Annotated in this window: 24 protein-coding genes; 9 read left to right on the top strand and 15 right to left on the bottom strand. The window is 72.2% G+C overall.

What is annotated here, in order from left to right:
* Positions 1–385: 385 nt before the first annotated feature.
* The 5 genes from rlmB to ACIQNG_RS36170 form a co-directional block, all read right to left on the bottom strand.
* On the bottom strand, positions 386–1,333 hold the full coding sequence (gene rlmB, locus ACIQNG_RS36190) for a 23S rRNA (guanosine(2251)-2'-O)-methyltransferase RlmB (protein WP_401428033.1): 948 nt from the start codon (positions 1,331–1,333) through the stop codon (positions 386–388).
* 86 nt (positions 1,334–1,419) lie between these two features.
* A complete protein-coding gene (gene cysS, locus ACIQNG_RS36185; RefSeq protein ID WP_401491105.1) occupies positions 1,420–2,820 on the bottom strand; it encodes a cysteine--tRNA ligase in 1,401 nt (466 codons plus the stop codon).
* An 84-nt stretch (positions 2,821–2,904) separates the two neighbouring features.
* On the bottom strand, positions 2,905–3,426 hold the full coding sequence (gene ispF, locus ACIQNG_RS36180) for a 2-C-methyl-D-erythritol 2,4-cyclodiphosphate synthase (protein WP_401491102.1): 522 nt from the start codon (positions 3,424–3,426) through the stop codon (positions 2,905–2,907).
* Positions 3,416–4,168 carry a 2-C-methyl-D-erythritol 4-phosphate cytidylyltransferase gene (gene ispD / locus ACIQNG_RS36175; RefSeq protein ID WP_401428026.1) on the bottom strand — a complete coding sequence of 251 codons (753 nt, stop codon included), beginning with the start codon at positions 4,166–4,168 and terminating at the stop codon, positions 3,416–3,418. The genes ispF and ispD overlap by 11 nt, the downstream gene beginning before the upstream one ends.
* Before the next feature lie 316 nt (positions 4,169–4,484).
* Entirely contained in the window at positions 4,485–4,967 is a 483-nt protein-coding gene (locus ACIQNG_RS36170) for a CarD family transcriptional regulator (RefSeq protein ID WP_003953493.1), read from the bottom strand.
* A 660-nt stretch (positions 4,968–5,627) separates the two neighbouring features.
* Here ACIQNG_RS36170 and ACIQNG_RS36165 point away from each other — a divergent pair.
* Complete coding sequence (locus ACIQNG_RS36165; protein ID WP_401491099.1) at positions 5,628–6,347, top strand: DUF461 domain-containing protein; 720 nt, start codon at positions 5,628–5,630, stop codon at positions 6,345–6,347.
* A gap of 293 nt (positions 6,348–6,640) precedes the next feature.
* On the opposite strand, the gene ACIQNG_RS36160 is transcribed toward ACIQNG_RS36165, so the two are convergent.
* Both ACIQNG_RS36160 and ACIQNG_RS36155 read right to left on the bottom strand, forming a co-directional pair.
* Positions 6,641–7,321, bottom strand: a complete 681-nt coding sequence (locus tag ACIQNG_RS36160) for a response regulator transcription factor (RefSeq protein WP_015659563.1) — start codon at positions 7,319–7,321, stop codon at positions 6,641–6,643.
* Positions 7,318–8,802, bottom strand: coding sequence for a sensor histidine kinase (locus ACIQNG_RS36155; protein ID WP_401491097.1), 1,485 nt, complete (start codon positions 8,800–8,802; stop codon positions 7,318–7,320). The genes ACIQNG_RS36160 and ACIQNG_RS36155 overlap by 4 nt, the downstream gene beginning before the upstream one ends.
* 267 nt (positions 8,803–9,069) lie before the next feature.
* Here ACIQNG_RS36155 and phoU point away from each other — a divergent pair, with 267 nt between their 5' ends.
* Positions 9,070–9,759, top strand: coding sequence for a phosphate signaling complex protein PhoU (gene phoU / locus ACIQNG_RS36150; RefSeq protein ID WP_401428019.1), 690 nt, complete (start codon positions 9,070–9,072; stop codon positions 9,757–9,759).
* 435 nt (positions 9,760–10,194) lie between these two features.
* Here phoU and ACIQNG_RS36145 read toward each other — a convergent pair whose 3' ends face one another.
* Both ACIQNG_RS36145 and ACIQNG_RS36140 read right to left on the bottom strand, forming a co-directional pair.
* The gene (locus ACIQNG_RS36145; protein WP_401428017.1) at positions 10,195–10,575 is read right to left on the bottom strand and encodes a hypothetical protein; all 381 of its coding nucleotides are present in this window, start codon (positions 10,573–10,575) and stop codon (positions 10,195–10,197) included.
* Between the two features lie 202 nt (positions 10,576–10,777).
* Positions 10,778–11,539, bottom strand: coding sequence for a phosphoglyceromutase (locus ACIQNG_RS36140; protein ID WP_401428015.1), 762 nt, complete (start codon positions 11,537–11,539; stop codon positions 10,778–10,780).
* 224 nt (positions 11,540–11,763) lie between these two features.
* Here ACIQNG_RS36140 and ACIQNG_RS36135 point away from each other — a divergent pair, with 224 nt between their 5' ends.
* Positions 11,764–13,128: an MDR family MFS transporter gene (locus tag ACIQNG_RS36135; protein WP_401491095.1), complete on the top strand. Its 1,365-nt coding sequence runs from the start codon at positions 11,764–11,766 to the stop codon at positions 13,126–13,128.
* Between the two features lie 10 nt (positions 13,129–13,138).
* Here ACIQNG_RS36135 and ACIQNG_RS36130 read toward each other — a convergent pair whose 3' ends face one another.
* On the bottom strand, positions 13,139–13,597 hold the full coding sequence (locus ACIQNG_RS36130; protein ID WP_401491093.1) for a DUF2000 family protein: 459 nt from the start codon (positions 13,595–13,597) through the stop codon (positions 13,139–13,141).
* A 49-nt stretch (positions 13,598–13,646) separates the two neighbouring features.
* Between ACIQNG_RS36130 and ACIQNG_RS36125 the strand changes: the two genes are divergently transcribed.
* Positions 13,647–14,465 carry a helix-turn-helix domain-containing protein gene (locus tag ACIQNG_RS36125; RefSeq protein WP_401491090.1) on the top strand — a complete coding sequence of 273 codons (819 nt, stop codon included), beginning with the start codon at positions 13,647–13,649 and terminating at the stop codon, positions 14,463–14,465.
* Between the two features lie 86 nt (positions 14,466–14,551).
* Here the strand turns inward: ACIQNG_RS36125 and ACIQNG_RS36120 are convergent, their stop codons facing one another.
* Together ACIQNG_RS36120 and mshA are read right to left on the bottom strand one after the other, a co-directional pair.
* Positions 14,552–15,058: a YbjN domain-containing protein gene (locus ACIQNG_RS36120; protein ID WP_401428007.1), complete on the bottom strand. Its 507-nt coding sequence runs from the start codon at positions 15,056–15,058 to the stop codon at positions 14,552–14,554.
* 33 nt (positions 15,059–15,091) lie between these two features.
* Positions 15,092–16,444, bottom strand: a complete 1,353-nt coding sequence (gene mshA / locus ACIQNG_RS36115; protein ID WP_401491088.1) for a D-inositol-3-phosphate glycosyltransferase — start codon at positions 16,442–16,444, stop codon at positions 15,092–15,094.
* Between the two features lie 246 nt (positions 16,445–16,690).
* On the opposite strand from mshA, the gene ACIQNG_RS36110 reads away from it, so the two are divergent.
* The 3 genes from ACIQNG_RS36110 to ACIQNG_RS36100 all read left to right on the top strand — a co-directional run bounded on the left by ACIQNG_RS36110 (position 16,691) and on the right by ACIQNG_RS36100 (position 20,903).
* Positions 16,691–17,485, top strand: a complete 795-nt coding sequence (locus tag ACIQNG_RS36110) for a class I SAM-dependent methyltransferase (protein ID WP_401491085.1) — start codon at positions 16,691–16,693, stop codon at positions 17,483–17,485.
* 531 nt (positions 17,486–18,016) lie between these two features.
* Positions 18,017–19,129: an NlpC/P60 family protein gene (locus ACIQNG_RS36105; protein WP_401491083.1), complete on the top strand. Its 1,113-nt coding sequence runs from the start codon at positions 18,017–18,019 to the stop codon at positions 19,127–19,129.
* A 322-nt stretch (positions 19,130–19,451) separates the two neighbouring features.
* Entirely contained in the window at positions 19,452–20,903 is a 1,452-nt protein-coding gene (locus tag ACIQNG_RS36100; protein ID WP_401491081.1) for a SpoIIE family protein phosphatase, read from the top strand.
* 345 nt (positions 20,904–21,248) lie between these two features.
* Here ACIQNG_RS36100 and ACIQNG_RS36095 read toward each other — a convergent pair whose 3' ends face one another.
* The 3 genes from ACIQNG_RS36095 to ACIQNG_RS36085 all read right to left on the bottom strand — a co-directional run bounded on the left by ACIQNG_RS36095 (position 21,249) and on the right by ACIQNG_RS36085 (position 23,015).
* Positions 21,249–21,581 carry a DUF2516 family protein gene (locus ACIQNG_RS36095; RefSeq protein WP_401491079.1) on the bottom strand — a complete coding sequence of 111 codons (333 nt, stop codon included), beginning with the start codon at positions 21,579–21,581 and terminating at the stop codon, positions 21,249–21,251.
* Positions 21,582–21,714: 133 nt separating this feature from the next.
* Positions 21,715–22,401, bottom strand: a complete 687-nt coding sequence (locus ACIQNG_RS36090; protein WP_401491077.1) for a hypothetical protein — start codon at positions 22,399–22,401, stop codon at positions 21,715–21,717.
* Positions 22,402–22,481: 80 nt separating this feature from the next.
* A complete protein-coding gene (locus ACIQNG_RS36085; protein ID WP_401491075.1) occupies positions 22,482–23,015 on the bottom strand; it encodes a helix-turn-helix domain-containing protein in 534 nt (177 codons plus the stop codon).
* A gap of 162 nt (positions 23,016–23,177) precedes the next feature.
* Here ACIQNG_RS36085 and ACIQNG_RS36080 point away from each other — a divergent pair, with 162 nt between their 5' ends.
* Positions 23,178–24,377 carry an NAD(P)/FAD-dependent oxidoreductase gene (locus ACIQNG_RS36080; protein ID WP_401491073.1) on the top strand — a complete coding sequence of 400 codons (1,200 nt, stop codon included), beginning with the start codon at positions 23,178–23,180 and terminating at the stop codon, positions 24,375–24,377.
* Positions 24,374–25,060 carry a DinB family protein gene (locus tag ACIQNG_RS36075; protein ID WP_401491071.1) on the top strand — a complete coding sequence of 229 codons (687 nt, stop codon included), beginning with the start codon at positions 24,374–24,376 and terminating at the stop codon, positions 25,058–25,060. The genes ACIQNG_RS36080 and ACIQNG_RS36075 overlap by 4 nt, the downstream gene beginning before the upstream one ends.

Raw genomic sequence — 25,060 nt, 5'->3', positions numbered from 1 at the left:
CCCGTACCCGCGCAGTCAGGCGCGCAGGCCACGCGCCCGCGCCGTCACCGGGCCACCCGCACCGTCAGCGCCACCGCGCTGCCCACGCCCGGCACATGAGGCCCGCAGCCGCGCAGACCACACCGCGCCCGCACCCGCGCCGTCACCGGGCCACCCGCACCGTCAGCGCCACCGCGCTGCCCACGCCCGGCACATGAGGCCCGCAGCCGCGCGGACCACACCGCCCCCACCACCCGCGCCGTCACCGCACCCCCGCACCGTCAGGCCCGCAGCCGCGTCACCCACACCCGACGCCTCAGGCCCGCCAGCCGCGCGCCGCGCACCCCGCACCGCCAGCCCCCTGGGCCACACCCCGTCCCCCACACCCCCGTCCCCCACCGCTCCGTCAGCGTCGCCGTCGGGACGCCTCGTACAGCACGATGCCCGCCGCCACACCCGCGTTGAGCGACTCGGCGCCGCCCGGCATCGGGATGCGCACCCGTACGTCGCAGGTCTCGCCGACCAGCCGGGACAGGCCCTTGCCCTCGCTGCCCACGACGATCACGACCGGGCCGTCCAGCGCCGCCACGTCGCCGACCTCGGCCTCGCCGTCGGCCGCGAGACCGACGACCGCGATGCCGGCCTTCTTGTACGCCTCCAGCGCCCGCGTCAGATTGGTGGCCCGGGCCACCGGCGTACGGGCCGCCGCCCCCGCGGACGTCTTCCACGCGCCCGCGGTCATCCCGGCCGCGCGCCGCTCCGGCACGACGACCCCGTGGCCGCCGAACGCCGCCACCGAGCGGACGACCGCGCCGAGGTTGCGCGGGTCGGTCACCCCGTCCAGCGCCACGATCAGCGGGTCCCGGCCCTCGTCGGCGGCAGCGGCGGCGAGGTCCTCCGGGTGCGCGTACTCGTACGGCGGCACCTGGAGCACCAGCCCCTGGTGGTTCAGCCCGTTCGTCATCCGGTCCAGCTCCGGGCGCGGGGCCTCCATGAGGTTGATCCCGCCGCGCTCGGCCGCGAGCTGGAGCGCCTCGCGCACCCGCTCGTCGTTGTCGATGAACTGCTGGACGTAGAGGGTGGACGCGGGCACGCCCTCGCGCAGCGCCTCCGCCACCGGGTTGCGGCCGACGACCAGCTCGGACGTGCTCCGGCCGCCACCGCGCCGCGGCTGCGGCCGGCCACCGGTCTGCGCCCGCCGGGTCTTGGCCTGTGCGGCGCGCTGCTTGGCGTGCCCCTTGCGCATCTCGGCGGGCGGCGTCGGCCCCTTGCCTTCGAGGCCCCGGCGCCGCTGGCCGCCACTGCCGACCTGCGCGCCCTTCTTGCCGGACATGCGGCGGTTGTTCGCGGCCATGATCTACCTGTCTGTGAGTGAGTACTGCGTACGTCTGTGCAGTGTGCCGCCCGGGCGTCCCGGCGGCACCTGGTGGGTGGGTGCCGTCAGCGGGAGCCGAGGCTCCAGCGCGGACCCTGCGGGCTGTCCTCGATGGCCAGTCCCGCCTGGCCGAGCTGGTCGCGGATCGCGTCGGCGGTGGCCCAGTCCTTACGGGCGCGGGCCGCCTGACGCTGGTCGAGCACCAGGCGTACGAGGCTGTCGACCACGCCGTGCAGATCCTCGCCCCGGTCGCTCTCGCCGGCCCAGTGCGGGTCGAGCGGGTCCAGGCCCAGCACGCCCAGCATGGCGCGGACCTCGGAGAGCCGGGCGACCGCGCTCTCCTTGTCGTCGGCGGCCAGCGCGCTGTTGCCCTGCCGGACGGTGTTGTGGACGACGGCGAGGGCCTGCGGGACGCCCAGGTCGTCGTCCATCGCCTCGGCGAAGGCGGGCGGCACCTCGGCGGCGGGCTCGACCGGGCCCCCGGACAGTTCCACGACCCGCTGGAGGAAGCCCTCGATCCGCGCGAACGCGGACTCGGCCTCGCGCAGGGCCTCCTCGCTGTACTCGATGGTCGAGCGGTAGTGCGGGGTGCCCAGGTAGTAGCGGAGCACGATCGGCCGCCACTGCTTGACCATCTCGCTGACCAGCACCGAGTTGCCGAGCGACTTCGACATCTTCTCGCCGCTCATGGTGACCCACGCGTTGTGCACCCAGTACCGGGCGAACTCGTCGCCGAAGCCGCGGGCCTGGGCGATCTCGTTCTCGTGGTGCGGGAAGATCAGGTCGATACCGCCGCCGTGGACGTCGAAGACCGGGCCCAGGTACTTGTGGGCCATCGCCGAGCACTCCAGGTGCCAGCCGGGGCGGCCCCGGCCGAACGGCGTCTCCCAGTCGGGCTCGCCCGGCTTGGCCGCCTTCCACATGGCGAAGTCACGCGGGTCCCGCTTGCCGGTCTCGCCGTCCTCGGCGGGCTGCCGCAGCCCGTCCAGCTCCTGCCGCGACAGCGACAGATAGCCGGGCAGCGACCGTACGTCGAAGTAGACGTTGCCCTCGGCCTCGTAGGCGTGACCGCGTTCGATCAGGCCGCGCATCATCTCGACCATCTCGGTGATGTGACCGGTGGCCCGGGGCTCGTACGTCGGCGGCAGGCAGCCGAGCGCGCGGTAGCCGTCGTTGAACGCCCGCTCGTTCTCGTAGCCGATGGACCACCAGGGGCGGCCCTGCTCGGCCGACTTCCGGATGATCTTGTCGTCGATGTCCGTGACGTTGCGGATGAACGTCACGTCATAGCCGCGGTACGCGAACCAGCGGCGCAGGATGTCGAAGTTCAGACCCGAGCGGATGTGGCCGATGTGCGGGGGTGCCTGCACCGTGGCGCCGCACAGGTAGATCGAGACACAGCCCGGGACGAGCGGGGTGAAGTCACGGATCTGCCGGGCGCTGGTGTCGTACAGGCGAATAGTCACGTGTCCAGGGTAGTGGGCGTGACATAGTGCGGTGCGCCGTACGGGGCAACGGCCGCGGTCGTCCGGGCGCGCGCCCGCGCTTCGCTACGCCCTGCGCACCACCAGGGCCGTCGCCACCGCCATCAGCCCCTCGCCGCGGCCGGGGAATCCGAGGCCGTCCGTGGTCGCGCCGGACACCGAGACCGGGGCCCCGGCCGCCTCCGAGAGCAGCTTCTGGGCCTCGTCCCTGCGCTTGCCGACCTTGGGGCGGGGGCCTACGACCTGTACGGCGATGTTGCCGATGGCGAAACCGGCCTCGCGGACGATACGGGCGGCCTCGGTCAGCAGGGTCGTGCCGGACACGCCGGACCACTCGGGGCGGCCGGTGCCGAAGTGCTGCCCCAGGTCACCGAGACCGGCGGCGGAGAAGAGGGCGTTGCAGGCGGCGTGGGCGACGACGTCGGCGTCGGAGTGGCCGGCCAGTCCCGGGCCCTCGCCCTCCCACTTGAGGCCCGCGCACCACAGCTCGCGGCCCTCCTCGAAGGCGTGGATGTCGGTGCCGATGCCGACCTGGGGCAGCGGGGGGAAGGGAGGGGGCGGGGGGAGCCGGGTCGGGTCAGAAGCCATCGTTGAGCCTCCGGCGGGCGAGGACGGCCTCGGCGAGGACCAGGTCCAGGGGGCGGGTGACCTTGAACGCCTCCTCGTGGCCGGGGACGACCACGACGGTGAGTCCGAGCTGTTCGATCATTCCGGCGTCGTCGGTGACGGCGTCGGTGACGGTCGCGTGGGCGCGGACCAGGGTGTCGCGGTCGAAGCCCTGCGGGGTCTGGACCGCGCGGAGCCGGGCCCGTTCGGGGGTGGCCACCACGGGCTCGGGCTCGCCGGGGGCCGTCGCGGGCACGACCTCCTTGACGGTGTCGGCGAGCGGCAGGGCCGGTACGACGGCCGGGGCGCCGTCGCGGACGGTCTCGACGACGGCGTCCACGGTGTCCACGGGGACCAGCGGACGGGCCGCGTCATGGACCAGGACGACCTCGTAGCCGGGCGGCAGGGCGTCCAGGCCCAGCTTCACGGACTCCTGGCGGGTCTCACCGCCGGGGACCACGAGGAAGTCGGTCCGCTCCGGCAGGGCGTGCGCGTCGAGCAGTGACTTGACCTCGGCGGCGCCCTCGGGCGGGGCCACGACGACGACCAGGGAGACATGGCGGGAGGCGGCGAGCGCGCGGACGGCGTGGATCAGCATCGGGGTGCCGCCCAGCGCGCGGAGCGCCTTGGGGGCGCCCGGACCCAGCCGTACCCCGCGGCCGGCGGCCGGGATGACCGCGGCGGTACGGATCCCTGCGGGCGAAGGTCGCGAAACGTCAGACATCGGTTCCTGTCAAGGTTTGTGTGCTCGGCCTACTTGGGTATGGCCACATCGTGCCGGGCAGGCGGCCTTGACCGGACCCTTCCGTGACCCTGGTCGAGGCGGTTGCCCGGGCCCGGCACGCACAGTACCGGGGTGATCTTTCCCCGGCGTGGGGCGCTCGCGTCAGCGATCTCCCGATCGCCTCGGTGATCTCCCGATCGCCTCGGTGTGGCGTATCCGTCCGGGTACGAACATGCCGCAGCGCCCGGCGACGTCTGGGACGTCATCGGGCACCGCGGCATTTCGGTGTGCGGGGCTGACTCGGCTGGGGCCGAGGTCAGGAGGCGAGGACCTCGTCGAGGAGCGCCTCGGCCTTGTCCTCGTTGGTGTTCTCCGCGAGAGCAAGCTCGCTCACCAGGATCTGGCGGGCCTTGGCGAGCATCCGCTTCTCACCGGCGGACAGTCCGCGCTCGCGCTCACGACGCCACAGGTCACGCACGACTTCCGCGACCTTGATGACATCGCCGGAGGCGAGCTTCTCCAGGTTTGCCTTGTAGCGACGGGACCAGTTCGTGGGCTCCTCGGCGTACGGCGCGCGCAACACCTCGAAGACCCGGTCCAGCCCGTCCTGACCGACCACATCACGCACGCCGACGAACTCCGCATTGTCCGCTGGCACACGTACCGTCAGGTCACCCTGGGCGACCTTCAGCACCAAGTAGGTCTTGTCCACGCCTTTGATCTGGCGAGTTTCGATGGCCTCGATCAGCGCGGCCCCGTGATGGGGATAGACCACGGTGTCGCCAACCTTGAACGTCATGTGACAGGTACCCCTTCCGTGGCTATCCAGGGTAACACGGAAACGGCGGGTTCTGAATGGCGTTTTCGCAGGTCAGGGCATATCTCAGGGCTTGACAACAGCGACCGGAACGTGCTGCGGCGGGCCTTCGGGAGCAGGTATTCGCAGGTGGGAGGGGCTGTCCGAGGGGAGAGAAACGCGCACGTTACACACATCCAGGACCCCCACCAAGCGGACTAACGTCCGCATATGTCCGGTTTCAAGTGCACGAGTTCCGCTACTCCGTTCGGTGCCGGGCGGCGGGTCCTGGCCGATTCCGGAATTGATCACACAGCGCTCATCGGGGCGCCCGGTGATCAATTTCGGGGCCCGGATTCCCGTCGCGTTTCCTTCACAAGGAATTATCGCGACGGTATGCCCGAAGGGCTTATGTGAATGGCGAACAAGCGTGGGGTCAAAGTGACCGGTGGGTCACTTGTGGCGCGGGTGGACCCGGGAGGCGTCCCCCGGGTGCGGCGTGCCGCCTGGTGGGCGCACCCGGCCGCCCGTCGAACGATGTGATCCGTTAGGGAGGGTCGGGTGCGGACCGGCGGGAACGGCTCGGTAACCTAAGCGCGCTGACCGATTCTTAGGGCGGCTTTACAAGGGAAGCCGCCCCTGTGTTCAAGGAGTTGCCGCCGAGTGAGCAGCAGCCTTCGACGCGGCGCCCTCGCCGCCTCCGCCATCGCGTTCTCGATCGCCTCGCTCGCCGCCTGCGGCGCCGGCAACAACTCGCAGACCCTTCAGATCAATCCGGACAACGCCGCGACGAGTGTCGGTGACATCAAGGTCCAGAACGCGATCGTCATCACCCAGCCCGACCCCGAGGCCGGTGGCCCGGCGGCGGTCTCCGCGACCCTGTTCAACGCCGGTACCAAGGCCCAGACCCTTGAGTCCATCAACGTGGAGGGCATCGGCGACGCCGACATCTCCCCCGCGAGCGGCAAGGGCAAGCTGAGCGTCCCGGCCGGCGGCTCCGTGATCATCGGTGGCAAGGACAACGCCTCCGCCGTGATCAGCAACGGCGAGAAGCTCACCGACGGCGACGCGCAGCAGGTCACCTTCACCTTCAGCAGCACCGGCGAGGTGGGCCTCCAGGCGTTCGTCGTGCCCGCCGAGAGCTTCTTCACCAGCTGGGGCCCGACCGCGGTGCCGTCGGCGAAGAGCAGCGCCTCGCCGAGCGGGGGGAGCAGCGGGGAGCCCTCCGGGGAGCCGTCCTCCACCGCGTCCGGTTCCGCGTCGGACGGCGCCTCGGGCTCCGAGACGCCGGCCGACGGCGCGGGTGCGGAGGACTCCGGTGAGACGGGTGACACGGGTGACACGGCCGAGACCGGTGAGACCGGTGAGACCGGCGGCCACTGAGCTGTCGTAGCCGGATAGCTGTTGGGGCTGTTCCGGCTGTTGGGGCTATTGGGGCTGCTCCGGCTGTTGGGGCTGGTCCGGCTGGTCCGCTGACGACGATGGGCGGGACCTCTGAGAAGAGGTCCCGCCCATCGTCGTGTGGGGGCTCGGCTTCGGGGCTTCCTGGGGGCGTCCGCCCGGTTCGGGTGGAGGGTGTTCGGTTGATGGCTCGAACGGGGCTGGGCCGAACGGGAGCCGGCCCGGACGCCGAAGCGAATGGCCAGGTTCGGCCCCGTCGCCCGAGGGGGGGCGGTTTACGGCTCGAACTTGTAGCCCAGGCCGCGGACCGTCACCAGGTAGCGCGGGGCGCCCGGGTCCGGCTCGATCTTGGCGCGCAGGCGCTTGACGTGGACGTCCAGGGTCTTGGTGTCGCCCACGTAGTCGGCGCCCCAGACGCGGTCGATGAGCTGCATCCGGGTCAGGACACGGCCCGCGTTGCGCAGCAGCATCTCCAGGAGGTCGAACTCCTTGAGGGGGAGGTCGACCTTGGAGCCGCTGACGGTGACCACATGGCGGTCGACGTCCATACGGACCGGGCCGGCCTCCAGGGCCGCCGGGGTCACCTCCTCCGGCTCGCCGCGGCGGCGCAGGACGGCCCGGATACGGGCCACCAGCTCGCGCGAGGAGAACGGCTTGGTGACGTAGTCATCGGCTCCTATTTCCAGCCCGACGACCTTGTCGATCTCGCTGTCCTTGGCCGTCACCATGATGACGGGGACGTTGGAGCGACCGCGGAGCTGGCGGCAGACCTCCGTGCCCGGCAGCCCGGGCAGCATCAGGTCGAGGAGGACGAGATCGGCGCCGTTGCGCTCGAACTCGTCGAGTCCGTCGGGCCCGGTGGTCGCGACGGCGACCTCGAAGCCCTCCTTGCGGAGCATGTACGACAGGGCGTCGGAGAAGGACTCCTCGTCCTCGACGACGAGCACTCGGGTCACGGAAGGACCTCCGGGGCGGAAAGCGTCTGGTACGCGGTTGACTCTGGGGATGGAGCAGTGGAGGACGGGTGGGATCGGGCGGAGTGGGACGCACCCGCGGACGGCCCGGCCTCGTCGTCGAGAGCGGGATGCTCCTGCTGCTGTGCCCGGTCGCGGGCGGCGCCCGCCTCCGGCAGCCGCAGGGTGAACGTGGAGCCCTGACCCTCCGAGCTCCACACCGTGACCTCCCCGCCGTGCGAGGCGGCCACGTGCTTGACGATCGCGAGACCGAGGCCCGTACCGCCGGTGGCTCGGGAGCGGGCCGGGTCGACGCGGTAGAAGCGCTCGAAGATGCGCTCCTTGTCCTTGTCGGAGATGCCGATGCCCTGGTCGGTGACGGCGATCTCGATGGCGTCGCCGCCCGAGGCGCCGATCCGGCGGGCGGCGATGCCGACGCGGGTGCGGGCGGGCGAGTAGTTGACGGCGTTCTCCACGAGGTTGCCGAGGGCGGCGGCGAGCTGGCCCCGGTTGCCCCAGATGTGCAGGTCACCGTCGGCCGTCCGGCTGCCGCCCCTCCTCTCGGAGAGGAGCCCCTCGGACCCTTCGAGGCCCTGAGGCCCCTGACCCTGAGGCCCCTGGGTCCCCTGAGTTCCCTGGGTTCCCTGAGTTCCCTGGGTTCCCTGAGTTCCCTGGGTTCCCTGAGTTCCCTGGGTTCCCTGGGGCCCTTGTATGGAGGCGGCTATGGTGATCTGTTTGGTGCCCGCCGCGTGCCGGCAGCGGTCGATGGCCTCGGCGACCAGTTCGTCCACCCGGACCGGCTCGGCGTCCTCCAGCGGGTCGTCGTTCTGCACCCGGGAGAGGTCGATCAGCTCCTGGACCAGATTGGTCAGGCGGGTCGCCTCGATCTGCATCCGCCCGGCGAAGCGCTGTACGGCCTCCGGGTCGTCGGCGGCGTCCATGACCGCCTCGGAGAGCAGGGAGAGGGCGCCCACCGGGGTCTTCAGCTCATGGCTGACGTTGGCGACGAAATCGCGCCGGACGGCCTCTATGCGCCGCGCCTCGGTGAGGTCCTCGACCAGCAGCAGCACGAGCCGGGAGCCCAGCGGGGCGACCCGGGCGGAGACGGCGAGAGCCTCGCCGCGGCCGGTGCCACGACGAGGCAGGTCGAGTTCGACCTGGCGTATCTCGCCGTCGCGGCGGGTGTCGCGGGCCATCTTGAGCATGGGCTCGACGGCGAGCTTGCCGCCCCGCACCAGTCCCAGGGCGTAGGCGGCGGAGCTGGCCTTGACCACGGCGTCGGCCTCGTCGAGGACGACCGCGGAGGAGCGCAGCACGGAGAGCACGGTGTCGACCCCGGGCGGGAGCACCGGGTCGGTGTGCAGGGAGGTGCGTGTCGGCCGTTTCAGGTCGCGCTCGCTCCAGCGGAACGCCAGCATGGCGATGACGCCGGTGAGTACACCGGCGATCGCTGCCGCTGCGGCGACCGCCGCGTTCACGTCCATGCTCCCAGGTTAGGCATGGGGTACGACATGCCCACAGTCATCAGCGGTCCACCTCGAACACTCGTCGCCCAGAGTTCACCTTGGAGCCAGTATCGGTTCATTCGGGGTGGCGGATCCGGACGCGTACGCGGTCGAGGGTGAGAGCGTGGGGTGGGGCCCGCGGTGTCCGATGCGCCACAGGGACGCCGGCCGAGGCACCGCGCGGCGGTGCCGTACGGCAGGGTCGGACCCCTGAGAGCCCCTGGAACGAGCACGAGAGGAACCCAGATGCGGGACGCGTACCACGAGGAACTCGATTCGATCAGCGACAGTCTGGTGGAGATGGCCCGGCTGGTCGGGTCGGCGATCGGTCGCGCCACGACGGCCATCCTCGACGCCGATCTGAAGCTGGCAGAGAACGTCATCGAGGGTGACAAGCGGATCGACGATCTCCAGCACGATCTTGAGGCCCGCGCGATAGACCTGCTCGCGCGACAGCAGCCGGTGGCGACGGATCTACGGATCGTGGTCACCTCGCTGCGGATGTCGGCCGATCTGGAGCGCTCCGGCGACCTCGCCCAGCATGTGGCGAAGCTGACCCGGCTGCGTTTCCCGGAGCGGGCGATCCCGCACGACCTGCACTCCACGATCCTGGAGATGGGCCAGCTCGCGCAGCGGCTGATGGCGAAGGCGGCGGAGGTGATCATCACCAAGGACGTCGATCTCGCGATGCAGATGGAGACCGACGACGACGCGATGGACCTGCTGCACCGCACGCTCTTCCAGCACCTGATGGACGACCGCTGGAAGCACGGCATCGAGACGGCCGTGGACGTGACGCTGCTGGGCCGCTACTACGAGCGGTTCGCGGACCACGCGGTGGCGGTCGCCAAGCGCGTGGTGTTCCTGGTCACCGGCGAGCACGCGGACGAGCTGCAGCCGGACGCCCAGGCGGTGACCGGGGTGGACGGCGCGTGACCTCGGGGGCCGGGGCGCATGCCTGCTGTCCGGCGAGGGGCGCATAGGCGCCTGGCATCGTCCGAGGTGGCGGGGGGCGCGCGCGAGCATCGATGCGCCGTTGATGCGACCGGCGGGCGGGGCGTCCAATGGGCGTAGGCGCGCCCGGAACCGTGTCCGGAGCGGTGTGCGGAGTGCGCCCCGAGGAGGGACCCATGGCCGAATCCCCCAGCCCCACGCCCGACCCGACGCAGGACCGTCCCACCGAACGGCCCCCGGAGGCGCTGAGCCTCCCTCTGCTCGCGGCCTGCGGCTGCGGTTCGGGCTGCACCTGCGGATGCCAGCAGGGCGGTCCGTGCCAGTGCGGTTAGCCGGCCCGTTCGGCGCGTACGACACGAAGGGCCCCGTACCCACCCGGTACAGGGGCCCTTCGCGCGCGGCGGTGCGGCCGGTGGCTCAGCCGGCGTCCCGCAGGGGGGCGGTCGCGGTGTAGCAGGCGGCCAGCCACTGTGCTTCCTCGCGGCCGAGGATGATGTCGCCGCACACGGGGGTGTCCAGGAGCCGGCCGTCGTCGTCCACGCTCACACTGCTGAGGGCCCGCTTCTGGGCGCCGGTCGCGGTGTCGCCCAGCGTGGTCGGCGGGCCCTTCACCGGCTGGGGGTCCCAGTCCAGGTCGGAGTGGAGCAGCAGGCCGGACGCCTCTCCCCACTTGTGGACGTAGATCAGGCGCTCCCCGGTGTCGTTGCCGAAGTAGGACACGTAGTCGGTGTCGCCGATGGCGAAACCGCTCATCCGGGAAAGAACGTGTCTGAGTTCGACACCGGGTTCGAATGCCATGGGCGGGAAGCTACCAACGACGACACGGCGAGGACGCCCGTTTCCCCGACATCCGCCTCAAAACCGGCCACCGGCCCCACCCACACCCCCGGCCGTCCCGGCCCCCGACCGACCTCCACCCGGCACAAAGCCCCCTGCCCGAGGGGGAACACCCACGGACAGGGGGCTTGAAGCGTCCGGCCTACTTCGTCTTGCCCTGGGCCTACTTTTTCTTGCCCTGGTTCTTGACCGCCTCGATGGCTGCCGCCGCGGCGGCCGGGTCGAGGTAGGTGCCGCCCGGGTTGAGGGGGTTGAAGTCGTGGTCGAGGTGGTACGAGAGGGGGATGCCGGTGGGGATGTTGAGGCCGGCGATGTCGGCGTCCGAGATGCCGTCCAGGTGCTTGACCAGGGCGCGCAGGCTGTTGCCGTGGGCCGCCACCAGGACGGTCCGGCCGGTCAGCAGGTCCGGGACGATGGCGTCGAACCAGTACGGCAGCATCCGGACGACGACGTCCTTCAGGCACTCCGTCCGCGGGCGCAGCTCCGGCGGCAGGGTCGCGTAGCGCGGGTCGTCGAACTGGGAGTACTCGGCGTCACGGTCCAGCGGCGGGGGCGGGGTGTCGTAGGAGCGGCGCCACAGCATGAACTGCTCCTCGCCGTACTCCGCCAGCGTCTGCGCCTTGTCCTTGCCCTGGAGGGCGCCGTAGTGGCGCTCGTTCAGCCGCCAGTGGCGGTGGACCGGGATCCAGTGGCGGTCGGCGGCCTCCAGCGAGAGCTGCGCGGTGCGGATCGCGCGCTTCTGGAGGGACGTGTGGACCACGTCGGGCAGCAGACCGGCGTCCTTCAGCAGCTCACCGCCGCGGACCGCCTCCTTCTCGCCCTTCTCGGTGAGATTGACGTCCACCCAGCCGGTGAACAGGTTCTTCGCGTTCCACTCGCTCTCGCCGTGGCGGAGGAGGATCAGCTTGTACGGTGCGTCGGCCATGGTGTCGAGCGTAATAGACGGGTTCGACCCGCCGCTCGGGGTGCCCGGTGCTCGGACAGTTGACGGGAACTGCTAATCCGCTCGAACTCGGCCGACCCCACTGAGTAAGTTGCGCCATAGGTCAGGGACTCTTACAGCCCGCAGGGGCTCTTACAGCACGCTCTCCCCCTGGCCTCCGTCGTCGTCCGTCGTCGTCCGTCATCGGTCACCGTGGGGGGATCCGCTTGTCCGTCGCCAGTGCCACTCGCCTCAGACGTGCCCTCACCGAGACGGTGTCCGGGCTCCCCAGCGCCTTCTGGTGGCTCTGGACCAGCACGCTCGTCAACCGCCTCGGCGCCTTCGTCGCCACCTTCATGGCGCTCTACCTCACCCTGGAGCGCGGCTACTCCGCCTCCTACGCCGGTCTGGTCGCCGCCCTCTACGGCCTCGGCGGCGTCGTCTCCTCCCTGGCCGGCGGGGTCATGACCGACCGGCTCGGACGGCGCCCCACCCTGGTCGCCGCCCAGGGCGCCACCGCCTTCTCCGTCGCGCTGCTCGGATTCATGCAGCACCCCGTCGCCATCGCCGCCGTCGCCTTCCTGGTCGGCGCCGCGTCCAACGCCTCGCGGCCCGCCGTGCAGGCGATGATGGCCGACATCGTGCCGCCCAAGGACCGGGTGCGGGCCTTCTCCCTCAACTACTGGGCCATCAACCTCGGCTTCGCGATCTCCGCCATGGCGGCCGGGTTCATCGCCGAGTACAGCTATCTCGCCGGGTTCCTGATCGAGGCCGGGATGACCGCCGTCTGCGCGGTCCTCGTCTTCGTCAAGCTGCCCGAGTCACGGCCCGAGCGCACGGTCACCGAGCAGGCCGCCGACGACGCCGTCCGGCTCGGCACCGTCCTGCGCGACGGACGGTTCATGGGCGTGGTCACCCTGTCCTTCCTCATCGCGCTGATCTTCCAGCAGGGCGCGGTGGGGCTGCCCGTCGCCATGGGCGCGGCCGGGTTCACCCCCGCCGACTACGGCATGGCCATGGCCGTCAACGGCGTACTGATCGTCGCCCTCCAGATCCCCGTCACCCGGTTCATCCAGCACCGCGACCCGCGCCGGCTGCTCGTGGTCTCCTCGCTGCTCGCCGGGTACGGCTTCGGGCTCACCGCGTTCGCCGGGTCCGTCGGGGTCTTCGCGCTCACCGTCTGTGTGTGGACCCTCGCCGAGATCGTCAACGCGCCCACCCAGACCGGGCTCGTCGTCCGGCTCTCCCCCACCCACGGACGGGGCCGCTACCAGGGCATGTACACCATGTCCTGGTCCGTCGCCGGGCTGATCGCCCCGCTGATGTCCGGCTTCGTCATCGACCGCTGGGGCGCGGAGTGGCTGTGGGGGCTGTGCGCGGTCATCGGTACGATCGCCGCGCTCGGGTACGCGCTGCTGATGCGGAGCCTGCCGACGGACGACGAGGCCGGCGCCCCCGTGGAGCGGTCCACGCCCGTCGCCCCCGTCCCGCCTGTCGCCTCCGTCGCCCCCGTCCCGCCCGTCGCCCCCATCACCTCCCCCGTTCCTGATACCGCCGTCGAGAAGGTGCGGCCCGAGGTCGGTGCCGGCTGAGGGCGAGCGGCTACGGGTGCATCCGCGCGCCCTTCACCACCTTGTCCACCGCGTTCCTCGGCCCGTACACCGCCAGCCCCACCAGGTCGAGGGCGGTCGTCGGGACCGCCTTCACCGCCGCGCGGTTGTCCCGGTCGTTGCCCGTGGCGAACAGGTCCGCCGTGAAGACCGCGCGCGGCAGCGCCCGGGACAGCACGCGCGCGTGGGCCGTCGTCAGCGTCTCCTTGGTGGCCTCGAAGACCAGCACCGGCTGTCGGAACATCGGCAGATAGGCCACCGCGTCGGCGTCCTCGTACGGCGCGCCGATCACCTCGGGAAGATCGGTGCCCAGGCCGCTGACCAGGAACGCGGTGACGTTCAGCCGCTGCCAGGGCTCCAGGTCCGCACGCAGCAGGACGGCGATCTTCGTGTCGAAGCGCACAGGGGGCGCGGTCAGGGGGCCGGGGGCGGACGGGTCCGTAGTCATCATGCGCACCAGGCTCGCGGGCCCGCCCCGGGGAGTCTTGTACGTTCTTTGCATGGCCCCGCAGCGGCACGCGCCCTCCGTCTCCGCCTGGCGCCCCGCCGTCCCGGGCGTCGTGGAGGTCTTCCACGCGCGCTTCACCGAGTACGCCTACCCCATGCACGTCCATACGGCGTGGACTCTGCTGATCGTGGACGACGGGGCCGTCCGGTACGACCTGGAGCGGCACTCCCACGGCACCCCGCACGACACCGTCTCCCTGCTGCCGCCGCACATCCCGCACAACGGCTCCGCCGCCACCCCGCACGGCTTCCGCAAACGCGTCCTGTACCTCGACTCCTCGCGGCTGGGCGACGAACTGATCGGCGCCGCCGTCGACACCCCCGACCTGCGTGATCCGCTGCTGCGCCGCCGGGTCGGCCAACTGCACACGGCCCTGGCCCGCCCCGGCGAGGAACTGGAGGCCGAGAGCCGGCTCACCTTCGTCGCCGAGCGGCTCACCGAGCGGCTCACCGACCGGCTGCGGCCCCGGCTGACCGGCATCGGCCCGAGCACCGGCCCCGCCCTCGCCCGCCGACTGCGTGAACTGCTCGACGCGCGGGTGGTCGAGGGTGTGTCCCTGGAGGAGGCCGGACGGCTGCTCGACGCCCACCCCGCCCATCTCGTACGGGCTTTCAGCGGCGCGTACGGCATCGCCCCGCACCAGTACCTCACCTCGCGCCGCGTCGACCGCGCCCGCGCCCTGCTGCTGGCCGGAGCCCGCCCCGCCGAGGCGGCGACCGGAACCGGCTTCTACGACCAGGCCCACCTCACCCGGCACTTCCGCCGGCTGGTGGGCGTGACCCCGGGCCGCTACCGGGCCGACGGGCACTGAGCCTCGTAGGACGGTCCAGGTGGTCCGGGTCGCGCCGGGCCCCCGTACAGATGGCGCGCGGCCACCGTGACTGCCCTGGGGGGAGGTCAGTTCGACGGGCGTCGGATCAGGTGGGTGAACGCGTCCAGGTTGCGGGTGGACTCCCCGCGCTCCACCCGCCACGCGTACTCCTTGCGGATGGCGGTCGCGAAGCCCAGTTCCAGGAGGGTGTTGAAAGCGCCGTCGGCGGCTTCCAGGACCTGGCCGAGGAGGCCGTCGATCGCGTCCGGGGTGAGGGCGGAGAGCGGGAGGCGGCCGGTGACGTAGATGTCGCCGAGCCGGTCGACCGCGTAACTCACGCCGTAGAGCTTGAGGTTGCGCTCCAGGAGCCAGCGGTGGACGGCGGGCTCGTTCTCGTCGGGGTGGCGGACCACGAAGGCGTTCAGGGAGAGGGTGTGGCGGCCGACGATCAGGGAGACCGTGGTGGACAGCTTGCGGGTGCCGGGGAGTCTGACCACGTAGTGGCCGGGCTCGGGGCTCTCCCACTCGACGCCGTCCTCCTTGAGGACGTCCTCGATGACCTGTGCCGCCTGCTGCTGCTCACCTGCCGCCATGCTGCGAGCGTACGTCAGGGGGTGCGGGGCGGCTCAGCCGTGGTGGGCGGCGCGGGCCCGCCGGCGGTGGGCGTGGACGGCCTCGGTGTACACCTCGGCGGTACCGGCCGCGGCGGTGTCCCAGCCGAAGCGGCGGGCGTGGTGCGCGGCGGCGAGGCCCATCCGGTGGGTGAGCGCCGGGTCGTCGGCCAGCCGCTCCAGGACGCGCGCGTACGGCACCGGATCGTGGCCCTCCACGAGGAAGCCGGTCTCGCCGTCGCGCACCGCCACCGGCAGCCCGCCGACCGCGGAGGCCAGCACCGGCGTCCCGGCGGCCTGCGCCTCTATGGCGACCAGCCCGAAGGACTCGCTGTACGACGGCATGACCAGCACGGAGGCGGCCCGGAACCAGTCCGCGAGCCGCTCCTGGCCGACCGGCGGACGGAACCGTACGACATCGGCGATCCCGAGCCGCGCGGCGAGCTTCTGGAGCCCCTCCGGTTTGGCGAGGCCGCTGCCGCTCGGGCCGCCGACGACGGGTACGACGATCCGGGAGCGCAGTTCGGGGCGCTCGGCCAGCAGTACGGAGATCGCGCGGAGCAGCACGTCGGGGGCCTTGAGCGGCTGGATCCGGCCGGCGAAGAGGGGGATCAGGGCGTCCTGCGGGAGGCCGAGCCGGGCGCGGGCGGCGGCGCGGCCGTCGGCGGGGTGGAAGCGCGAGAGGTTGACGCCGGGGTGGACGACGGCGACCTTGCCGGGGTCGGCGCGGTAGTGGAGGACGAGTTCGTCGGCCTCCTCGGTGGTGTTGGCGATCAGCCGGTCCGCGGCGGCGACGATCTGGGTCTCGCCGATGACCCGGGCGGCGGGCTCGGGAGTGTCGCCGTCGGCCAGGTTCGCGTTCTTGACCTTCGCCATGGTGTGCATCGCGTGCACGAGCGGGACGCCCCAGCGCTGGGCGGCGAGCCAGCCGACGTGCCCGGAGAGCCAGTAGTGGGAGTGCACGAGGTCGTAGTGGCCGGGGCGGTGCCCTGCCCATGCCTGCATCACCCCGTGGGTGAAGGCGCAGAGCTGGGCCGGCAACTCCTCCTTGGCCAGTCCCTCGTACGGCCCGGCGTCGATGTGCCGGACGAGGACGCCGGGGGCCAGTTCGACGGTGGGCGGGAGGGCGGCGGAGGTGGCGCGGGTGAAGATCTCCACCTCGATGTCGATCGCGGCCAGCCGCTGGGCCAGTTCCACGATGTAGACGTTCATCCCGCCGGCGTCGCCGGTGCCGGGCTGGTGGAGCGGCGAGGTGTGCACGGAGAGCATGGCGACGCGGCGGGGGCGGCGATGGCCGATCCGCATGGCGCCGAGGCGTGCGGCAGCCGCCGGGGAGCGACGACCGAGCCTGCTGATGTATTGGCTCACCGTGCCGGTTCCTCCCTGCCGCGGGCATGGCTGCGGAGGGCTTGTCACGCCCTCCACCGGGGTGCAACACCGGAGGGGGATGCTCCATTTCCCCCGGCGGCATCTTTGCCGAATCATTACCGGATCTCGCTCAACCGTTCGAGGGTTCATCCGGTGCCCGCTCGACGTCCACTGGGGCGTTTGCGGTGGATTGCCATGTGATGGGGAGAAACGGGCCGCGCCCCGGGCCCGCTTACTCTCGTACGTATGACAGCCCGCGCCGCCGCCCGCCCCCTGGGCACCGTCACGCGCGGGACCACCAACCCCAACCGGCTGCGCCGCATGGACCGGTGGATCACGGCCGTCCACGGCCCGGAACTGCGGTGGACCGCCGACCCCGTGGCGGTCGACCTGGGCTACGGCGCCGCCCCCTGGACCGCCGTCGAACTGCTCACCCGGCTGCGCACGGCCGCCCCCGGCGTACGGGTCGTCGGCATCGAGATCGACCCGGCGCGGGTCGCGGCGGCGGAGCCGTACGAGCGCGAGGGGCTCACCTTCCGGCACGGCGGCTTCGAGATCCCCCTCCCCCGGCGGCCGGCCCTGATCCGCGCCGCCAATGTGCTGCGCCAGTACGACGAGGGCGAGGTCGCCGCCGTCTGGGAGCGGCTGCGCTCCCGGCTCGCCCCGGGCGGGCTGCTGGTCGAGGGCACGTGCGACGAGATCGGGCGGCGGCATGTGTGGGTGGCGCTCGGGCCCGAGGGCCCGCGGACCGTCACCTTCGCGGCCCGGCTCGGCTCGCTGGAGCGGCCGTCGGACCTCGCCGAGCGGCTGCCGAAGGCGCTGATCCACCGCAATGTGCCGGGCGAGCCCGTGCACGCCTTCCTCCGCGACTTCGACCGCGCCTGGGCCAACGCCGCGCCCTACGCCGCGTACGGCGCCCGGCAGCGCTGGATCCGGGCGGTGCGGGAGCTGACCGGCCGCTGGCCGGTCGTGGACGGGCCTCGACGCTGGCGGCAGGGCGAAGTGACGGTCGCCTGGGAGGCGTTGGCACCTCGGGGGTGACGGTCGCCTGGGAGGCGTTGGCGCCTCGGGGGTGACGGTCGCCTGGGAGGCGTTGGCGCCTCGGGGGTGACGGGTGCCTGGATGAGCGCTTGCGGTACTTACGGGCGGGGCAGGTTCGGGAGGATTTCGAGCGACTTCGGGGCAGCTTTCGGGCGGCTTCGGGGCGACTCCGGGGCGGCTTCGGGGCAGCTTTCGGGCGACTTCCGGGCGACTCCGGGGCAGCTTTCGGGCGGCTTTCGAGCGGCTTCGGGGCGGCTTTCAGGCGGCTTTCGGGCAGTTTTGGGTGCTTACTGCCGACGGGGGGGGCGGCGGGGGCGGGCGAGGGCCGAGAGGGTCGGCGGGGGCGGAACGAACTCGTTGAGTTGTTCGTCACACAGTCGGGGAGATCGTTCGGGGGTGTGCCGGGGGAGGTTGTCCCGGGGGCGCTCGGGAAGTGACCCGGAGGAGTTCCTCTGTCGCTTTGCGGCGCCGCGTGGCACCATCCCTCGGGCGTCGTATGTCACTGACGGTGAATCAGTTTTGGGGGCAGGTATGGCAACGGGCAAGCGCGGCCTGATCAGCGCGGCGGTTGCCGTGGTCTGCGCGGTCACCGTCCTGACGGCACCGGGCACGGCCCTCGCCGCCCCTGATCCCACGCCGGGCGCGAGCGCCGGTTCCGGTTCCGGTTCCGGTTCCGGTTCCGGCACGACGGCGTCGGCTCCCGCCACCGACTCGGAGCTGGAGGTCGTACGCAAGAAGCTGAACGACCTTTACCACGACGCGGCCCTGGCCACCGACGAGTACAACTCCGCCGAGGAGCTGGCCGACCAGCAGTCCGAGGAGATCGTCGGGCTGGCCCGGCGGATCGTGAAGGGCCAGGAGAAGCTGGCGGAGCTGCGGGAGCGGGCGGGCGCGGCGGCCCGGGCCCAGTACCGCACGGGCGGGCTGCCGCCCCAGGCGGGGCTGATGCTGAGCGACGACCCGCGCCAGTTCCTCGACGGCGCCGGACGCATCCTCCAGGGCGAGCGCGCGACCGACAGCACCCTGACCAAGCTGGAACAGACCCAGCAGGACTTGGAGCAGTACGCGAAGGACGCCTCCGCCGGGTGGGAGAAGCTGGAGGCCAACCGGCGGGCCGCCGAGCGGGCGAAGAAGAAGATCAAGAAGCAGATCGCGGCGGCCGAGAAGGTCGAGTCCGAGCTGGCCAAGGAGGAGAAGGTACGGCTGGCCGAGCTGGAGCGGAAGGCCGCCGACCGCGCCCAGGACGCCTGGCTGGACACCGGCGTCCTCGACGGGAGCGACGACTCCGCCAGCGGCGCGGGCCGCACGGCGGTGGCGTACGCGAAGGACCAGCTGGGCAAGGCGTACGAATGGGGCGCCGAGGGCCCGAACACCTTCGACTGCTCCGGGCTGACCTCACAGGCGTGGGCGGCGGCCGGCGTGCCGATACCGCGGACCTCGCAGGAGCAGTGGCGCCAACTGAAGCGGGTCTCCGCCGAGGACATGCGCCCCGGTGACCTGATCATCTACAACGCCGACGCGAGCCATGTCGCGCTGTACGTGGGGGACGGGGCGATGGTGCACTCCCCGCGGCCCGGCCGGACGGTGACGATCGCCGGTGCCGGTTCCATGCCGATCCTGGGGGTTGTACGGCCGGGTGCGTGAAGCCCTTCGAGGGGTGCGGAAACGGTGGATAGCGGGCGAATCGGGAGAAGTGTCGGAGGCGGCGCGGTGGTGAGACCGGCGTCATGTGACCGCGCGCACCCCGTCCCCGGGGCGGCCCCGGTGGGGACGTGACCTTCGTCATCCGGACCGCCGGGTGGGCTGCCCAACTGCGGTACGGATCGCGGCATATGACAGCGGCCAGCCGCCGGGCCACCCGCCACACCCCATTCCACTCGGGCGCCGGCACCCGCTATGGTCCCCGTCGGTAGGTCGAGCACCCTCGTCCCGCCGTGCCCTCGGGGGGAGGGAAGGACTCAGGACAATGCCCGTACCCGTACCGCGGCAGAGAGCGGTCCCGGCCGCGGAGAGCGATGCCGTGGACGGGCCGCCCGCCGCGTCCACGACAGGCGGCCCGTCAGGTCCGTCGGCAGGTCGGTCGGTAGGTCCGTCGGCAGGCGGGCCGGTAGGTCCGTCGGCAGGTCCGTCGGCCGCGCCTGTGGAGAGCGTGTCGGCCGCCTTCGAGGCGTCCGCCGTGCCCCAGGGCTCGGCACCGACCCCGGCCGGTGTCCCCGTCGCCGCCTCCGCCACCACCGGCTCCCTCACCCTGCTGCTCATCGAGGACGACCCCGGCGGCTCGGTGATCGTGCCGGATCTGCTGGACGCCTCCGGTCAGCCGATCCGGGTCCGTACGGCCCGCAACCTCACCGAGGCCGAGCGGCTGCTCACCGACGACGTGCAGTGCATCCTGCTGGACCTCGCGCTGCCCGCGCCCGGCCGCACCGGCGAGGACGACGAGCTGGCCGTGCTCCACCATGTCCTGGCGCTGGCGCCCCGGCACGCCGTCATCGCCCTCACCGCGTCCGGCGACTCCGAGCGCGGCACCGAGGCGGTACGGGTGGGCGCCCAGGACTATCTCTTCCGCGACGAGCTGGACAGCCGGCTGCTGAGCCGGGCGATCCGGTACGCCGTCGAGCGGAAGCGATCCGACACGGCCGAGCGAAGACTCGCCGAGGGGCGGATGCGCGCCCAGGAGAACGCCCGCCTCGAACGCGGGCTGCTCCCCACCCCGCTCCTCGACGGCTCCTCCCTGCGCTTCGCCGCCCGCTACCGCCCCGGCCGCTCCCGCGCGCTGCTCGGCGGCGACTTCTACGACACCGTCCGCACCCCCGACGGCACGGTCCACGCCATGATCGGCGACGTCTGCGGCCACGGCCCAGACGAGGCCGCGCTCGGCGTGGAGCTGCGGATCGCCTGGCGGGCGCTGACCCTGGCGGGGCTGTGCGGCGACGAACTCCTCGGCACGCTTCAGCAGGTCCTGGAACACGAGCGGGACGACGACGAGATCTTCGCCACGCTGTGCACCGTGGACATCGCGCCGGACGGGCGCCGTGCCGGGCTCTGCCTCGCGGGGCACCCCGCCCCGCTGATCTCCCGGCCGGGACGTCCCGCGGGACTGCTCCCCTACGACAACAACGGCCCCGCCCTCGGGCTGCTGCCCGGCGCCCGCTGGCCGCGGACGCAGGTGGAGCTGGGCCGGGAGTGGAGCCTGATGCTCTACACGGACGGCCTGATCGAGGGGCGGATCGGCGGCGGGCGGGAACGGCTGGGGCAGGACGGGATGATCGCGATGGTGCGGCGGCAGTTGGGGGAGGGGCTGCGGGGGGAGGCGTTGCTGCGGGCCGCGGTGAGCGAGGTCCGGGAGCTCAATGGGGGAGAGCTTACGGATGATGTGGCGGTGGTGTTGCTGGAGCGGGGGGCTGCCGCCGGGGGGTGAGGGGGCGTGGGGGGTGGGGGGGGTTGGCTGGTCGGTGCGGGTGGGTGGGGCTGGGGTGGTTTGCGCAGTTCCCCGCGCCCCTATAGGGCGTTGCACGCCGGGTGGGTGGGATTGGTGCCCCGTGAGTCCGGTGCCCCGTGGGGCTAGTGGCGGCCTGCGGGTGCGGGCCGTATAGGGCTGGGCGCGCAGTTCCCCGCGCCCCTTTGGGGCGTTGCACGCCGGGTGGGTGCCGTGTCCCGTGGGGCCGGGCGCGCAGTTCCCCAAGCCCCTTTCGGGCGTTGCACGCCCGGTGGGTTTGGGGTCCCGTGGGGCCGGGCGCGCAGTTTCCCGGGCCCCTTTCGGGCGTTATCGGCCGCCGTTGTAGGGGCCGTAGGGGCCGTCGCTGCTGGAGCCTCTGTTGGGGCGACCGCCGCCGGGGAGGGCTCGGAGGGCGGGGCGGACGTCGACCATGTAGACGATGGTGGCGATGAGGCCGATGATCGGCAGGAACGACAGGATGCCGAAGATCAGGTTCACCACCAGGGCGAGCCCGAGGATGATCAGCCAGAACGGCTTGGTCTTCTTGTCCGCCGCGCGATAGGCGTCCTCACGGCGGAAGGCGGCATCGAACAGCGCGAAGGCGCTGAACACCGTAAGCGCCAGGTTCAGCAGCCACAGGAAACCCGCGAACCCTTGCATCAGCACAACGTCCACCACCCGAGTCGGATCGTCTCTCTGCGGCCACCGTACCCGCAACGGCCGCTTTCACTACCCCGGACAACGGACCGGACACCCAGGAAGTGCCCGGTCCGTTGTCGCGGGACCACGCCGCTCACTTGGCGGGCGGCGTGGTCTTCTTCGCGGCGGGCTTGCGGGCCGGGGCCTTCTTGGCGGGAGCCTTCTTGGCCGGGGCGGCGGCATCCACCCGGGCGGCGCCCTTGGCCTCGGCCGCCTTCGGCGCGGGCTTCGGCGCGGGCTTCGCGGTGGACGTGCCCTCCGTCTTCGGCGCGGTGTCGGGCTCCACGGCGATGGCCAGCTCCTCGATGCCCTCGGCGGTCTCGCCGCGCCAGGTGCGCACCGTCTGCTCACCGTGCTCGGCGACCCGCTCATAGGTCTCGCGGGCCTTCACGGCGTACTCGGCGGCGACGCCGACACCCCGCAGCGCGAGGTCCTGGGCGTTCTCGCCGAGGCGCTTGAGGTCGGCGTCGAAGTTGCTGCCGAGCTTCTTGAAGTCGCCGTCGAGGCTGGTCAGGAACTCGTTGACCTTGACCTGGAGGTTCTCCTGGGTCTCCTTGACCCGGGCACCGGCCTCCTTGGCGCGGGTGGCGGCCTTCTCCTGGACGGCCTTGGGGTCGGTGCCGCGTACGGCCTCGAACCGGGCCGGCGCCTCGGCGCGCAGCTGCTCGACCAGGCCCGGCACCTTCTTCGCCTGCTGAAGGGCCAGGTCGGCGGTGCCGGCGGCGAAGTACAGGGGGGTCGGGTCGCTGAAGGTCTTGCGCAGGTCGTCGGTGATGGCCATGGTGAGGGTCCTCCCGTTTTCACATTCGGCTGAGGGTTGATGGTGGTCCGCGGCGGGCCCCGGTCTCTCCCTGGTCCGGTTCAACCGGCACTCCGCCGTGGACCGGCATCGCCACCGTCGCCGGGGGCGGTGCCGGGTTCCGCGTCGGCCGTCCTGTGTCCGGCCGCCTTCCGTGGTGCCGTATCGGCACGTGTTGCTGTGTCGGCACGTGGTGCCGTATCGCCCGCGTCCACACCACCGGTACCGGGGTCGTCCGCGGGGGTCGCGAATCCGTTCTCCCTGCGGAACGACTCGTACACCTGGAGCAGCACCTGCTTCTGCCGCTCGTTCAGCGTGGGGTCGGCGAGGATGGCGGCACGGGTCTCGACCTCGTCCCGGTCCCGCTCCGCGTCGAGGATGCCCGCGCGGACGTACAGCGTCTCGGCGGAGATCCGCAGCGCCTTGGCGACCTGCTGCAACACCTCCGCGCTCGGCTTGCGCAGCCCGCGCTCGATCTGGCTCAGATACGGATTCGACACCCCGGCGGCCTCGGCGAGCTGCCGCAACGACAACTGCGCGGTGCGCCGCTGTTCGCGCAGATACTCACCGAGATTGCCGACGTTGAGCGATGCCATGCCTCCACTGTGCCGCGCCCCGCTAACTATTGCAAGCAGCCGCTTGCAAAAGCATGCTCCAGGAGAGTGACGGGCGGGGGGATGTCACAGGCCGGACCCTCCCCGTCGTCTTGAAAGGGACAGAGCGAGCAGGAGCAGGCAGCGGGGCAACGAGGAGGCATCGTGACCGAGCGCATCGAGGTCGTCGTCATCGGGGGTGGTTACGCCGGGGTCATGGCCGCCAACCGGCTGACCCAGCGTGACGACGTGACCGTGACCCTGATCAACCCGCGCCCCGTCTTCGTCGAGCGGATCCGGCTGCATCAGCTGGTCGGCGGGGCGTACGACCCCACCGTCGACCTCCGTGAGCTGCTCGCCGAGCGGGTGCGGCTGACGGTCGGCGGCGTCACCCGGATCGACGCGGCCGGGCGCACCCTGACGCTGGCCGACGGGGGCACGGTCGGCTACGACTACCTGATCTACGCCGTCGGCAGCGGCTCCGTCGACCAGCGGGTGCCCGGCGCCGCCGAGTACGCGTACCCCGTGGCCGGTCTGGAGGAGGCGCGGCGGCTGCGGGCGGCCCTGGACGCCCTGCCCGCGTCGGCCGCGATCACGGTCGTCGGCGCCGGTCCCGCCGGGATCGAGACCGCCACCGAACTGGCCGGGGCCGGCCGCCGGGTGACCCTGGTCTGCGGCGGGGTCCTCGGCCCGTATCTCCACCCGCGCGGCAGGCGCTCCGTCGCCCGGCACTCGGCCGCGCTCGGCGTCAGGGTCGTCGCGGGCCCCGGCACCCGCGTGACCGCCGTGACCCGGCATGCCGTCCGGCTCGCCGACGGCCGTGAACTCCCCGGCGACCTGACCGTCTGGACCACCGGGTTCGGCGTGCCCGACCTGGCCTCGCGCAGCGGGCTGACCACCGACGGGATCGGCCGGCTGCGCACCGACGAGACGCTGACCAGCGTGGACGACCCACGCATCATCGCGGCCGGGGACTCGGCGGCGCCCTCGGGGCTGGCGTACCGGATGGGCTGCCAGTCCGCCGTACAGCTCGGTCCGCAGGCCGCCGAGACCGTGCTCAGCCGGCTCGCGGGCCGCGCGCCCGCCCCGGTCACCGTCGGCTTCGCGGGGCAGTGCATCAGCCTGGGGCGCCGGGCCGGCGTCTTCCAGTTCTCCCACCGGGACGACCTCGCGCTACGGCTGTACGTCGGCGGGCGGTTCGGGGCCTGGCTGAAGGAGTTCGTGTGCCGCGGCACGGTCAGGCAACTCGCCCATGAGGCCAAGAAGCCCGGCGCCAGGAAGTGGTGGGCCGAGGACCGCACCCGGCCCGGGCGGGTGGCCGCCCACCGGGAGGAGAGCCCCGGCACGGCAGACTGCCGCACATGACGACACCCGATCCCCACCTCCATGCCGGTGCCGGTCCCAGGACCGCGCCCGGCTCTCCCTCCGCTCCCAGGGCCGTGGTCGGGCCCTCCGCCACCTCCACACCCCAGGACGACCTGCACTTCTATCTCCAGTCCGCCCGCGACGCGCTGCTCTGGAAGCTGGAGGGGCTCTCGGAGTACGACATCCGCAGACCGCTGACGCCGACCGGCACCAATCTGCTGGGGATCGTGAAGCATGTCGCCACCGTGGAACTGGGCTATCTCTGCGACACCTTCGGCCGCCCGCACGGCGAGGATCTGAGCTGGGTGCAGGACGCGGCCGAGACCAACGCCGACATGTGGGCCACCGCCGACGAGACCCGTGAGGACGTCGTCGGCCTGTACCGGCGGGCCTGGGCCCACGCGGACGCCACGCTCGACGCGCTGCCGCTGAACACCGTGGGCAAGATTCCGTGGTGGCCGGACGGTAAGGACGAAGTGACCCTGCACCACGCCGTGGTCCGGGTCATCGCCGACACCGACCGGCACGCCGGGCACGCCGACATCCTGCGCGAACTCCTCGACGGCGCGGCCGGGATGAGCCCGACCAACGACAGCCTGACGACCAGCGACCCGGCCTGGTGGCAGGAGTATCGGGACCGTCTGGAGCGGGTGGCACGGGAGGCTGCCGAACGACACGCCTGA

Origin of the sequence: Streptomyces sp. NPDC091377 (assembly GCF_044757045.1) — a bacterium.
GTDB lineage: Bacteria > Actinomycetota > Actinomycetes > Streptomycetales > Streptomycetaceae > Streptomyces.
This window is presented reverse-complemented; position numbering and strand designations above follow the sequence as displayed.